This is a genomic window from Butyrivibrio sp. AC2005 (assembly GCF_000424145.1).
GTDB lineage: Bacteria > Bacillota > Clostridia > Lachnospirales > Lachnospiraceae > Butyrivibrio.
The window spans coordinates 70,809-82,807 of record NZ_AUJI01000031.1 but is presented as its reverse complement, the minus strand read 5'-3'; the positions used below and the strand labels follow the sequence as shown (position 1 = coordinate 82,807).

The following is an 11,999-nucleotide window of genomic DNA, read 5'->3' as shown; positions in this document are numbered from 1 at the left end:
CAGCTCTCTAAAGAAGTCAGGATCAAATACCGTGAACATATAGAAAAATTTCTGTGGGGAGATGCTCTTTTCTGGAGCAGGAGCTATTTTTGCGCCACAACCGGATCCGTTTCACTTGAGACAGTGAAAAAATATATAGAAAGCCAGCGCACGGATGACCACAAAAGAAAATATGAAAGAACAGGACGATACAGCAAAGCGAAACGCTGAGGGCCAGCGATTCATCCCCCACCGACTATGTCGGAAGGAGTTTTCTCGCTGATACATCATAAAAATAGAGCAGAATTTAACATACTGATATGCCAAATTCTGCTCTGTCATTATTATTGCACCCTACTACTTTCAAAGATATGGCAGGCATAGCCTGCATATCCAATTATGGCTCTTTTCCGGGCCGTTATGCAATTTTCCAGCTTACAGCCTGTTTTCTTCCGAGGGCAAAGCTCTTATAGATACCTTCCTGCTTCATCCAAAATGATGATTGGAGCATTTTTAATGATAGCTCTTGCTATGGAAATGCGCTGTCTTTCACCGCCTGACAGCGATGCTCCGCCCTCACCGATAATAGTTTCATATCCATTCGGAAGAGACATGAACTGACATGTACTATTGGAGCAGCATAAAAATATTCTGTATTGATAGTACCGTCTGGAAAATCAAGTGTACTAGGATCAGTAGCTTTCTCCATTAATTTGTAAGATTCGACCTTTGAAGATGCCGACCTATGTATCACAGAAATCCAGATTCAAGGTCAGACTAAAACTATCACCATCGAAACAAAATCAGTAGCTCATTACTGCCCTTACAGTCCTCTTAATGCTAAACTTTGTCATCTATGTGGTTGGAGTTCTTCCGAAATTATTTTTTCTTCATTACCGGTACAATGATATCTGAGTAATATGGAACAGTACAAATTGTTCCTTCCGGCATATCTATCTTGTTATAATTTTCAAAATCAATAGTTTCTTTGATCTTGTTAAAAGCTTCTACTTCCTCGTCACTCATTTTTGATTCAAGTTTTTCCAGTCTTGAAGCACGTTCTTCATCTGATAATTTTTGATGATTTGAAGACAGTTGATTTGTTCTTGTCCAGAATACTGCATCAACCGTACCGCTTGAGAGCGCTGTTGAACGTCCGATACTGTCTACTACGACAAGCTCAATGTTTTTACCAATGCGCTGGCTGATCTCTGCAAGAACAGCCGTGTTGAAACCAGCAGGTGTGCCATCGGCTGCCACATAGTCCATTGGAGGAAGTGCCCCAGTAACGGCAACTTTAATAGTTTCAGCACCGTCAATTGTAGGCATAGCTACAGGCTTTACATCGCCGCCATTAATAAGTGCATCTATCTGCTCACTTATAAGCTTGTCCAAGGTGCCATCTTCTTTCATATCATTGATGGCATTACTGAATTCATCTCTAAGCGCTTCATTTCCTTCCATCATTAAGAAAGCAAAGTCATTGCTTAAATGTCCTTTTAATACGAATTTAACAAATTCGTTATATTCTTTATCAGTATTCAAAGTATGCATAGTAGTTAGATTATCATTGTTTGCGCAAAGGTATTTTCCAGTACTAAAATAAACCATCATTTGGTCAATATCACCTGCATTTATTGCCATTAGCATAGAATCCAAAGTATCATAAAAAGATACGGTCCATTCAGGCTTTTTACCATCTGCTTCGTGTTCAATATTCCATTCCAAATAACCTTCATCACTCAATATTTTTCCCGCAATAGAGGAGGCACGCCTATAGTTTATCATTTCATTTTCAGTCATGTTAAGCATAGTCAAAACCCCCACTCTAATGTTATTTGTATCATCTGATGAGGTTTCGGTTTGTTCAAGTGTTGCTTCATTTATAGCTTCAGTACTTGTGACCTCAGTATTGGCAACTGCTTCAGTGGTTGCCGCTTCAGTATTTGCAGTTCCGCTATCGCCTTCGTCCTTCTTGGCACCACAGGCACACATTGTCAGAATCATTGTAAGTACAAGTGTTGTGGAAATTAGCTTTTTCATTTTGGTTGCCCTCCTTTATATCGGTGGTTAATAGTTTCAAAAGACCCTTGAATTTTTATAGTTCTATCTTTATATGGTTCTTGTTGCCTTCCCATTGATAGTTTATGTCTTTGGCCATAGTTTTTAGTATCGTAATCCCGAGCCCATTATCATCCTGTTCGAAGGGATTGAATTCTTTTCCACCTGAAGTTATGGCAAGCTCAGTTGTGCTCTTTGCTTCCGAATATGAAATATCCAAATTCAAATCCACATCTTCATTCTTGGTATAGCACCCATCAAGCATCTCATAGATGAGTTCTTCCGAGCATATCTGCAGTCTGTAAATCTGCTTCTGATCAAGACCGTATTTTTCTCCGAAGTCCTGGATTCCACCCTGAAGCGCCATTAGATCGAAGCTCTGCTCCTTTATTTCGTAGGTGAAATACTTGATCTTCTGGATGAATGCTATGGTTTTTTCACGCTTCGGATTATCAAATATTTCAGAAGGTGTCCCTTCCTCATAAATGCCGCCATCAGCAAGGAATAGCACTCTGTTCGCGACTTCCCTGGCGAAGTTCATTTCGTGGGTTACAATCAGCATGCTCATGTCACGCTTTGCAAGCATTCTTATCACAGCAAGCACCTCGCCAACCATTGGCGGATCCAGAGCACTTGTGGGCTCATCGAATAACAGAACCTTGGGTTCCATCATCAGACAACGGCAGATTGCGATTCTCTGTTGCTGCCCGCCGGAGAGTGCCTCAGGCCATCTGTGTGCTCTTGAAGACAGGCCTACCTTGGAAAGCAGATCCATGGCCTTTTCCTCGGCATCTTTTCGTGACATGCCCTTTAGCTTCACGGGAGCCAGACACAGGTTATCCATCACATCCATTTCTGAAAAAAGGTGAAATTTCTGGAATACCATTCCCATACTCTGACGAATTTCATCTACGTTTGCACCTTTTTCAGTGATCTCGCGGCCATCTACGAAAATCTGTCCGGCGCTAGGTTTTTCAAGTAAGGTCAGTGACCTTAGGAGTACACTTTTCCCACAGCCGGAGCCTCCGATTATCGCGAGTCTGTCTCCCTGTTCAACTGAAAGATCTATCCCTTTTAATACTTCATTGGGGCCAAAGGATTTTCTTAATCCCTTAACTTCTATAAGATTCATACGGCAGGCCCCCTTTTCTTTTCGCTTATCTTATCTGTCAGTGTGAAAATTCCAAACACGACGTAAGAAAAGGCAAGATATATCAGCATACCGATGGAAATAGTAAGAAGCGGCTGCATTGTTCTGGCCGCAGTATTATTGATTACTCTTGTGAGATCAGTGATGGTAACGTATCCGACAACGCTTGTCCACTGAATGAGATTAACTATCGTAGACTGATAGACCGGCTTTGCTATACGCAGTACCTGGGGAAGTGTTACAAGTCGGAAGGTATCCCAGGCTGAAAAGCCCAGTGTTCTTGCAGCTTCCGCCTGACCTTTATCAGAAGCCAGAAGCGCTGAACGCAGAAGCTCTGCCACATGCGCGGACACATTAAGCGCAAAGGTAATGATGGCTACTGTAAGAGGTGTAAGACCTGCTTTGGCAAATACTCCGTAATATAGCAGCAGCAGGAGCATAAGCACAGGAGTTCCTCTAAGAATTGCAATATATCCGGTGGCAATCCCTTTGATTATCCGATTTTTACGGGTTCTAAGAAGGCATACCAAGGCACCCAGCACAGTCCCCAGAACCAGTGCTGCAAACGATATCTGCACAGTAACCAGCAAGCCGCCCAGTATTGTCTTCCATGAGCCTCCGGCAATTACAATTTTGTATAATTTATCACTAAGAGTCATCACTACTCCTATTGTAAAAATTAGGCAATTACTTATTTAAGTATACTATCTGACATACCGGGCTATTATTAGACATGTATAATGTTTTTATAAAGTTTTTCTAATGAGATACTTTGCATAATCTGATGAATTTATACTGCCAGGCACAGGCTGAGACCAGGTTTCTCTCTCTTTCCGAAGCTCGGCTTTTTACAGTTTTATCTTTAAAGGTTCGGCTTTTTACAAAAATATCTTAAAAGATTCGTCTATTTACAATTTGTAACTTTAAGTATTAAAGATAAACAGACATTTTTGTAAAAAGCACAAAAAAAAGAAAGCCCATAATTTTGAGCTTTCTTGAATTTCTATTTTACATTTTTATGTTAATCTAACAATGATTTTGGAACCATAGTATTATCAACTATTGCTTCAAATTCTACTCGTTGGTTCAATTCTCCTGCCTCTTCCATAACATCCTGAAGTCTGTCAAATGATTCCTTTTTCATTATGAGAGAGTCATTCCAGGCATCGATATCACGATATCTTTCAACAACCTGCGACAATACTTCAAGTGAAGTATCCGGGAATTGGGCTTGTAAAACCTTAGCAATTTCAGATGAATCACTATTTTGTACCCAGGTTAATCCTTTGGTAACAGCTGATACAAAGCTGCGGATCAGCTCTGTATTATTATTCATATAAATCTGTGATGCAAAAAACGCAGTATATGGGATTTCGCCGCTTTCCTCACCAACGGAAGCAAGAACAAAACCCTCTCCTGAAAGTTCAAGTTCAGTTGCTGTAGGCTCAAACAAAGTCACGTAGTCACCGGCGCCGCCTGTAAAGGCACCTGCCATCATATTAAACTGAACTGACGTATCAACATCGATATCTTTACCGGGAATGATATTATGTGCTTTTAATACGTACTCAAGAGTCATTTCAGGCACGCCACCCTTGCGGCCACCTAAAATAGTTGTTCCTTTCAGTTTTTCCCAGGAAAAATCCTGTTTTTCCCTGCCAACAATGAAAGAACCGTCTCTTTTTGTCAGTTGTCCGAAAATTTTGGGATAGTCTTTTTGACCTTCAAGGTAAGTGTATATGCATGCTTCCGGACCTGCAAAGCCGATATCTGCCTGACCTGAAATAACAGCGGTCATGACCTTATCTGCTCCGCCGCCATTAATGAGTTCAAGATCAATTCCGGCATCATCAAAATAGCCCAATTCTATAGCTGCGTAGAGGGGGGCATAGAAAACAGAATGTGTTACTTCGCAAAGAGTGATTTTTGAAGTATTACCATTAACCTGAGTATTATTTTTATTACAAGCGCTGATATTACAGAGCAAAATCACAAGTACCAGAACGCTTGCATATAAGCCGGATTTTCTTCGCATTCCATTTTTCATAATAATCTCCATTTACTTATTTTTGTATTCCAAAACGCTTTCTGACGATTTTTTCAATAAATCCTATGATGATGTGCATTATTGCAGCGCATAGTGCCAATATTACTACAGAGGTCATTACAAGATCCATTTTAAATACCTGGGAACCATATACAATTAGATATCCTAAACCTGCTTTGGATACCAGAAATTCTCCGGTGATTACACCTACCCAGGACAATCCAATATTAACCTTAAAAACATTGACCATTGTTGAAAGATTGGCGGGGAGAACAAGCTTAAGAAAAATCTGAAGCCTGCCCGCACCGAGTGCCTTCATAAGCCTTATTTTTTCGGGGGCGGTGTGATTGAAACCATTAAGTACATTCAATATCGTTACTATCAGTGATATGGCAAGTGTCATAGCGATTATTGATCCTGTTCCTGCGCCCATGCATACTATGAATATGGGACCAAGTGCAGTCTTTGGCAAAGCATTAAGAACCACCAGATAAGGATCCATAATTTTAGATACAGCAGGGTTCCACCATAGTATAACTGCAATTACAATTCCAGCAGCAGTACCGAGTATGAAGCCTGCGACTGTTTCGATAAGTGAGGTGGCTATGTGCTCTTCAAGCTGACCTGATGCGGAAAGATTTCCAACAGTTTTAAGGATTCTACTGGGGCTGCTGAATATAAAAGGATTCAGGATACCGGAAGCTGTCAAAGATTCCCAAAGTCCTATAATTAAAACCAGAATAATGATGCGTATAACATGAATCATTATTTTAGTGTTCCTTTTTTGATTCAGGTATTTCATTCGAAGGGGGGATAGATCATTTTTGTCCATTAATACCCAGCTCCTTCCATATTTTTTTAAGAAGCACTTGATACTCCGGATGTTCCAGCCTCTGCTCCGGAGTTAAATCTTTCATTTGGGTAAGATCGTGAATAGCGTATATTTTGCCTGGATTTTTATCCATTACTATTATTCTGTCAGAAAGCATCAGGCTTTCAGAGATATCATGTGTTACTAATAGAGCCGTTTTATGCTCACTTTTAATAATATCTCTGGTATCAATTGATACAGCGATACGTGTCTGATAATCAAGAGCTGAAAATGATTCGTCAAGCAACAGAAATTCAGGATCTGTAACCAAAGTACGGATTAAGGAACAACGCTGTCTCATCCCTCCCGAAAGCTGGGCAGGTGTCATGGAAGCTACATCCAACACACCATATTTGTCCATTAGTTCTCTGGCTCTGTCGTAATATCTTTTTCCCTTTTTTTGAATTTCCAGGCCCAGAGTTACATTTGAGAAAATATTGCGCCATGGGAATAGCTGATCTTGTTGGGGCATATAGCCTATTTCTGCTGAGGGAGCAGAGATAGGAGTTCCTTTTAGCAATATTCTGCCTGTTGTTGGATGCTTCAGTCCGGCTATCATGTAAAGTATTGTTGATTTGCCACATCCGGATGGCCCAACCAGACTAACAAATTCACCTTCTTCAATTTCAAAGCATATATCCCTGACGGCTTCCTTTTCCATTTCCGGAGTCTGGTAGATCAGCCCTACATGTTCAAGCTTAAGCAATTGTTAATCCTCACATTATCTATAGGTGTTGTAATTATCATACAAAGATATGATTCTCATGTCCCAATTATGGATATCAAGCGAGAAAACCTCATACTAATAGGTTGCAGGACGAATCGCACACTTGTTCCGAACAGTAGTTTGTGTTATAATAACTGCTGACCGGAACATTGAAAAATGTATATATGGGGTTGTGCCGTGAACTAAAAACCAAGACCTTCGGCGCGTAAAATATGCAAGGTATGTAGTTCCCAAGCGCCACAAGCGCACAAATATCAATCTTCAAAGTATGCCAAAGAGCTTTGCTCGATGGAGTAGTGGCACTGTGAACGTGCCATACGATACCATTAAGGTATCTTAGAAACCACTTCCGTTAGGTGGTGGTAGTTCATCCATTAACCAATCAAGTCAATGCTATATATTTTTTATAAAAAGTAAAAAAATCTCTTAAAAAGAACCCGCGCTTATCTCACGTATACATGTTTATTTCAAAACTATCCATGTACTGACATAAAGAATGGTTTAGGTTAACATATGTTACAGTTTTAAATTCGTCTGTTACCTGAGCTATAGCCACATTTACAGTACTTAACTGATTATATAATGTAATCATGATTGGAACCTTTAATATTTTTGACATTCCTCTAAAACAAATATTGCCAGCTTCAGGAATATTTCTAATGTCTTCTTTTTTCTCTATTATAACTATCTCATTATCGACCATTATCTCAAATCCATCATAATACTCATATGCGTAAGCTATACCCTTTAATATCTGAGCCCAACTAACCTTGTAGGTAAGCTCCCATTGTGATTGTGTCCAACCATTATCATCTTTTAACTGAATTAAATGCATTTTATTCTCCTTATGTAACATGATAGAACCATTATAACCGGCATGAAAAGCAGATGCCAGTTGTTAGCACAGCTGTTTTAATATTTCCACCTGTTCCTCTGCTGGTAGTTCCGAAAGGTATATGCAGTACTCATTTGGATATCCCCCAACAAATTTCATATGCTCCATGTTTATCTGTTTTGGATCAGTAATCCATAGTACCTGCTCTCCCCAGAAATCCTCTATGTATTTCAGTCGTTCTCCCTTATAGATAATGTCCATGCTAATCCTCTATTCTATCAATATGCGCCGGCATATTAGCTTTTTCTTTTTTACTATTCATATGAAATTGCCTTCGGTTTTCACGCTGCTTTTTCCTTGAGACTCCACTTAGATGGTTTTGAAATAAAGAACAGATATGCTCCAAAGGCTATTTTGGCTACCGCATCTAACATAACTATCCAAAAAACTGCCACCAAAAACAGCAGCGACGATCAGAACGACTCCTATGAGCGTAAGCCATAGGCCACATTGTTTCTTGTGATTAAATTCCAAAACTTCTTTCATTTTGTTCCTACCGTTATACGCAAATCATGATAATCATAGAAACCATTATATCATAGAAAAAGCTGCATATATCCCACAAATACAGCGAATTGGAGAAGGTTGAAAGATATTAGCTTTTAGGTACTCTGCTATTGGCTGGATAGTCTAAGTTGTGTTTGTAGCTTATCAATCTTCAATATCTAGAGTGCGTTTTTGATTTGATTCCCTTTTCCTATTGAAGTTAGTTTGCCTGTCAGTGTAATAATTATTCGAAAAAGTATCCCTAAAAAGAAATAAAAAAACATTTGAATTTACCCTAAAGTTATCAGTGGAGGGCATCGATATATTTTCTGTAAGCGACAAGAACATTCAAATGGCCAGAATGAATGAAAGAACAAATTTATAATTTTTGGAGGTTTTTATTTATGTACACTTACGAACTCTTTCTTTCAACAGATGTAAACGGCAAGAAAATCCACTTTATCAATACTGACCACAAGATTGACAACCTGAACAGATGGCTCAAAAAGCTTGTTAAGGATAATACGATTACTGAAGACGTTGCAAATGCGGTTGCTTTTGTTTGGTAAATAGAAAATTTTATCTTATGCTGATGTAAGGGTCCGGAAGGATCCTTTTTTCATGGCTATTTTTCAAAACCATAAATAGGAAAATAATTGATATTCTGTTAGTCAATATGCCATTCTATGATTTTTCCATCTTTGATGGTCACATTCAGAGTCTGACCTGTATTGATCTCCCTCCACATGGATTCGTCTATTGTGTATTTCTCGGTCTTCGTTTTGTCTTTCCCAAAAGATTTATACGTTAGTTCTCCACTCATGGAATAGCTTGATGACCGACCGGCTTCTCTTTCTTTCTCAGTTAAGCTTAGTTTTGGCCAGTAGGGATTTTTATCATTACCGGAAACTTTTTCAGTTCTTTCATCGACCCATTTATCTATATCGTAATAGTATTTGGTATCGTAAACAGGTTCCTGACGATATACGGGTTCTTCTTCCGTATAGTACTCTGTTGTATAATCCGGAACGAAATTGGAATGTTCGGTAAAAGTACCATCCCCATTATCTGAATAGCTCGTCTCATAGTGCCCGCCATCCTGAACTTGCCGGGACTTGGTAACCGTTTCGTAATGATCAAGAACTGATTCATAACTGCGAATTTCCGAATTAGTATAGGCGAGTCTTCCTCCGCTTGGCAGATACCAGTCTGATTCCCGAAAAGTTTTGTTTTCCTCAATGCTTATGGAGTTTTCCCATGACATGCTCTGGACTTTAAAAGTGCAGTCCTTAGGTCTGGAAAAAAAGCTGTTTATCAGGATTATCATCAGGATAATGATAGCTATAATCCCGAAAGTGCGTATATTTGGGGCGGAATTCTTTACATTAGGTGTTCCGTCACTTTTAAAGTTTGTATTCTGTGTCTCTATCTTTGGTTCTTTAGGTTTTTGCAGAGAAAAGTAATCGTCCTTACTTTCACTCTTAGGAGAACCGCAGTTTTCACATGTGGTTCTTCCTGCAGAGTTAAGTGCGCCACAGTAGTCGCAGTACCAGTCAGCTCCTGCGACTTTATGCCCTGGAACATATTCAACGGGTCCGGACTTCATGTAAAACTTAGTCTCCTTGCCTCTCTGTCTTCCGCAGTTAGGACAGTCATATGTGGTTCCAGGTATTCCTGTGCTGCCGCAAGACGGACAATCCCAGTAACCCATTACAATCTTATCTGACATTTCTTATCCCCTTTTTGTTTGATAGTCCCCAAGAGTAAAGTATAGCGTATATAAAATCATTTGTCGTATTTATTCTCCTTCATGAACAATCTAGAACGTACTGCATTTTATCAAATCTAAGCGCTTTAAGGTCATCTTTTCTAATGTAGAAATGAATGAATCCATCTACAAACAGTACATTGAAAGCATCAGCACTCGGATCAATCTGTAAAAGCTGGATCCAGTTTTCAATTTCAGCGGTTACCGCTTCCTGGTCCTCTTCACTTATTGCCACATCATAGAAACCTCTATGCTTCTTCTCACAGGTATATTCCACACAATGCTGAACATAATCTGCGTGCCCTAATACTTTATGCTTTTCAAAGAAACTGTCATCCTCATGTCCCAGTTCTTTAATGCTCTCATTATATAAATCACAGTCAAAGCCACCACATAAATCATATAAAAAATCAAATGTAGGAAGGCTTTCTGAGGATTTAAAAGAAATTGCTTTTTCAGCTACTTCTTCATAATCAGGGTAATTTTCCGTAGCATCAGCAGGTGCCAGCCCATGTACATCATCAAAATAAAATACTTTGGCTGCATTTTTCTCAAATGGAGCTTCTCCAAAAAATACTTCATCCGTTACACAATAGAAAAAGCAGAGCATTCCTTTCTTTGGAAGAATCTCTTCTTTATCATATTGAGACAACTCCTCCAGATTGTACTGGCAAAGAAAAGTAAGCGGGATGCCTTCTTCCTCTTCATCTTCTTCATGATAGCGGAACACAGGCCACTCAAAACCCGTCGGCACAGAAGGTTTTCCGCCTATTTTGCTGGAGATTACAGAAATGCTATTGTTGTTATCCTGGATATCAATTACTATCTCATTTCTGACCTTTTCGAGTATTACCGGTGTTAATGCTTCTTTAGTTTTGATTTTTTCCATATGTTTTATCCTTTAATGTAATGATATATTCCTTTGCTCAATTAATAGCAATCACAATGCCCCTACTAACAATGCCAAATAGCCAACAACATTAATCGACGAATGTAGCAATATGGAAGCAAAAATGTTTTTATTCCAACCATAGAATAGCGTTAAGATAACTGCCGGAGCCAAATAATAGAAGAATTCCAATGGGGCTACGATATGGATACAGTCAAATAAAACAATGGAAGCCATTGTAAGAACAAACCACATGGATTTTCTTTCCGGTCTGCCAATAACGCTGTAGCGAAACACCATTTCTTCGATTACAGGAGCAAAAACGCATCCCTGCATCACTCCGAATACCAAAGGAACGGCATGAAGCTGATTTTTTACATTCTCATTATTAGCCGGCAAAATAGCATTACAATAAGTATTAGCTAGCCAGAGAACAAACATAGTCAGAGCTAAATCAATTACTAAAACAATCAGCCATCTTAGGTAAAATCTTCTATCCTTTAATTTTGTATTGACAAACTCAAGTAATTTCTCTTTAAGCTCTTTGCGAAAAATCAATAATACAATCACAAAGAGTAACACGTATACTATAAATGAGGCCCATTCGCCAGAAATGATTGGTGCGATAAGCTCCCATAGCTCGAAATTTATCAGATAGAATAATGCTATCACGCATATTCTTTTACCATATAATTTAAAATAGTTTTTTCGTATCATTTCTTTACTCGCCTTTATATATGAAAGAAAGACCATGATGTTTTTCAAAAGCACTCTTGATGATTAGTCCTGCTCCAACTACTACCGGAACAAAAACAAGCAGGATATCTGTAAGTGATGAGTATACAAAGTAAAGCTCAGTTCCAAGAACGAGCGCTACAACTAATAGACATAGCGACATTACGAAACAGCCCCATGTGAATCTGTTTTTATTAACTACTACTGCTATTGCTGAAATAATAAGAAGTACCAGAACTATTGCAGAAGTACTTATTCTGCCGAACCTGTAGAATCCAAATGATGATACACGCACCATCTTGAACAGCATGAATAAGCCGATGATAACCAGCACCCAGCCAACATTTCTCTTTGTCATACTTTTTTCCTCCATGTAAAAAAGTTCCCCAAG

14 protein-coding genes and 2 pseudogenes are annotated in these 11,999 nt (G+C 39.1%); 2 read left to right on the top strand and 14 right to left on the bottom strand.

The window, feature by feature from the left end; genetic code table 11:
* Positions 1-210 (top strand): transposase (locus G602_RS0109665; RefSeq protein WP_022760922.1); only part of this gene is annotated, 210 nt, incomplete at its 5' end.
* A gap of 251 nt (positions 211-461) precedes the next feature.
* On the opposite strand, the pseudogene G602_RS29785 reads toward G602_RS0109665, so the two are convergent.
* The 10 genes and pseudogenes from G602_RS29785 to G602_RS32030 form a co-directional block, all read right to left on the bottom strand.
* Positions 462-593 (bottom strand): annotated as a pseudogene (locus tag G602_RS29785) (ATP-binding cassette domain-containing protein); the annotation flags it as partial.
* 265 nt (positions 594-858) lie between these two features.
* Complete coding sequence (locus G602_RS0109650) at positions 859-2,022, bottom strand: transporter substrate-binding domain-containing protein (RefSeq protein WP_026658840.1); 1,164 nt, start codon at positions 2,020-2,022, stop codon at positions 859-861.
* A gap of 427 nt (positions 2,023-2,449) precedes the next feature.
* Positions 2,450-3,172: pseudogene (locus G602_RS0109645) on the bottom strand (amino acid ABC transporter ATP-binding protein); the annotation flags it as partial.
* Complete coding sequence (locus tag G602_RS0109640) at positions 3,169-3,849, bottom strand: amino acid ABC transporter permease (protein ID WP_026658838.1); 681 nt, start codon at positions 3,847-3,849, stop codon at positions 3,169-3,171. The pseudogene G602_RS0109645 and the gene G602_RS0109640, both read right to left, overlap by 4 nt.
* Positions 3,850-4,211: 362 nt before the next feature.
* Positions 4,212-5,237, bottom strand: coding sequence for an ABC transporter substrate-binding protein (locus G602_RS0109635; protein ID WP_026658837.1), 1,026 nt, complete (start codon positions 5,235-5,237; stop codon positions 4,212-4,214).
* Positions 5,238-5,253: 16 nt separating this feature from the next.
* Positions 5,254-6,003, bottom strand: coding sequence for an ABC transporter permease (locus tag G602_RS0109630; protein WP_330369123.1), 750 nt, complete (start codon positions 6,001-6,003; stop codon positions 5,254-5,256).
* A gap of 52 nt (positions 6,004-6,055) precedes the next feature.
* A complete protein-coding gene (locus tag G602_RS0109625) occupies positions 6,056-6,769 on the bottom strand; it encodes an ABC transporter ATP-binding protein (protein ID WP_044931715.1) in 714 nt (237 codons plus the stop codon).
* Between the two features lie 514 nt (positions 6,770-7,283).
* Positions 7,284-7,670, bottom strand: a complete 387-nt coding sequence (locus G602_RS0109620) for a hypothetical protein (RefSeq protein WP_026658833.1) — start codon at positions 7,668-7,670, stop codon at positions 7,284-7,286.
* A 63-nt stretch (positions 7,671-7,733) separates the two neighbouring features.
* Complete coding sequence (locus G602_RS0109615; protein ID WP_044931696.1) at positions 7,734-7,931, bottom strand: hypothetical protein; 198 nt, start codon at positions 7,929-7,931, stop codon at positions 7,734-7,736.
* 108 nt (positions 7,932-8,039) lie between these two features.
* The gene (locus G602_RS32030) at positions 8,040-8,216 is read right to left on the bottom strand and encodes a DUF6609 family protein (RefSeq protein WP_334290799.1); all 177 of its coding nucleotides are present in this window, start codon (positions 8,214-8,216) and stop codon (positions 8,040-8,042) included.
* A gap of 404 nt (positions 8,217-8,620) precedes the next feature.
* On the opposite strand from G602_RS32030, the gene G602_RS30295 reads away from it, so the two are divergent.
* A complete protein-coding gene (locus G602_RS30295; RefSeq protein ID WP_155829777.1) occupies positions 8,621-8,785 on the top strand; it encodes a hypothetical protein in 165 nt (54 codons plus the stop codon).
* Between the two features lie 98 nt (positions 8,786-8,883).
* Here the strand turns inward: G602_RS30295 and G602_RS0109605 are convergent, their stop codons facing one another.
* From G602_RS0109605 to G602_RS0109590, 4 genes are all read right to left on the bottom strand, one after another.
* Entirely contained in the window at positions 8,884-9,945 is a 1,062-nt protein-coding gene (locus tag G602_RS0109605) for a zinc finger Ran-binding domain-containing protein (protein ID WP_026658831.1), read from the bottom strand.
* Positions 9,946-10,024: 79 nt separating this feature from the next.
* The gene (locus G602_RS28850; RefSeq protein ID WP_049945158.1) at positions 10,025-10,873 is read right to left on the bottom strand and encodes a YwqG family protein; all 849 of its coding nucleotides are present in this window, start codon (positions 10,871-10,873) and stop codon (positions 10,025-10,027) included.
* A gap of 51 nt (positions 10,874-10,924) precedes the next feature.
* The gene (locus G602_RS0109595) at positions 10,925-11,590 is read right to left on the bottom strand and encodes a CPBP family intramembrane glutamic endopeptidase (RefSeq protein ID WP_196808636.1); all 666 of its coding nucleotides are present in this window, start codon (positions 11,588-11,590) and stop codon (positions 10,925-10,927) included.
* 4 nt (positions 11,591-11,594) lie between these two features.
* Positions 11,595-11,966 (bottom strand): hypothetical protein, encoded by a 372-nt coding sequence (locus G602_RS0109590; RefSeq protein WP_026658829.1) that lies wholly within the window; start codon positions 11,964-11,966, stop codon positions 11,595-11,597.
* Between the last annotated feature and the right edge of the window lie 33 nt (positions 11,967-11,999).

Excerpts from the sequence above, each read along its gene's own strand:
- G602_RS0109650 (WP_026658840.1), bottom strand. The coding sequence starts at position 2,022 with ATGAAAAAGCTAATTTCCACAACACTTGTACTTACAATGATTCTGACA.
- G602_RS0109640 (WP_026658838.1), bottom strand. The coding sequence starts at position 3,849 with ATGACTCTTAGTGATAAATTATACAAAATTGTAATTGCCGGAGGCTCA.
- G602_RS0109635 (WP_026658837.1), bottom strand. The coding sequence starts at position 5,237 with ATGAAAAATGGAATGCGAAGAAAATCCGGCTTATATGCAAGCGTTCTG.
- G602_RS0109630 (WP_330369123.1), bottom strand. The coding sequence starts at position 6,003 with ATGATTCATGTTATACGCATCATTATTCTGGTTTTAATTATAGGACTT.
- G602_RS0109625 (WP_044931715.1), bottom strand. The coding sequence starts at position 6,769 with ATGGAAAAGGAAGCCGTCAGGGATATATGCTTTGAAATTGAAGAAGGT.
- G602_RS0109620 (WP_026658833.1), bottom strand. The coding sequence starts at position 7,670 with ATGCATTTAATTCAGTTAAAAGATGATAATGGTTGGACACAATCACAA.
- G602_RS0109615 (WP_044931696.1), bottom strand. The coding sequence starts at position 7,931 with ATGGACATTATCTATAAGGGAGAACGACTGAAATACATAGAGGATTTC.
- G602_RS32030 (WP_334290799.1), bottom strand. The coding sequence starts at position 8,216 with ATGAAAGAAGTTTTGGAATTTAATCACAAGAAACAATGTGGCCTATGG.
- G602_RS30295 (WP_155829777.1), top strand. The coding sequence starts at position 8,621 with ATGTACACTTACGAACTCTTTCTTTCAACAGATGTAAACGGCAAGAAA.
- G602_RS0109605 (WP_026658831.1), bottom strand. The coding sequence starts at position 9,945 with ATGTCAGATAAGATTGTAATGGGTTACTGGGATTGTCCGTCTTGCGGC.
- G602_RS28850 (WP_049945158.1), bottom strand. The coding sequence starts at position 10,873 with ATGGAAAAAATCAAAACTAAAGAAGCATTAACACCGGTAATACTCGAA.
- G602_RS0109595 (WP_196808636.1), bottom strand. The coding sequence starts at position 11,590 with ATGATACGAAAAAACTATTTTAAATTATATGGTAAAAGAATATGCGTG.
- G602_RS0109590 (WP_026658829.1), bottom strand. The coding sequence starts at position 11,966 with ATGACAAAGAGAAATGTTGGCTGGGTGCTGGTTATCATCGGCTTATTC.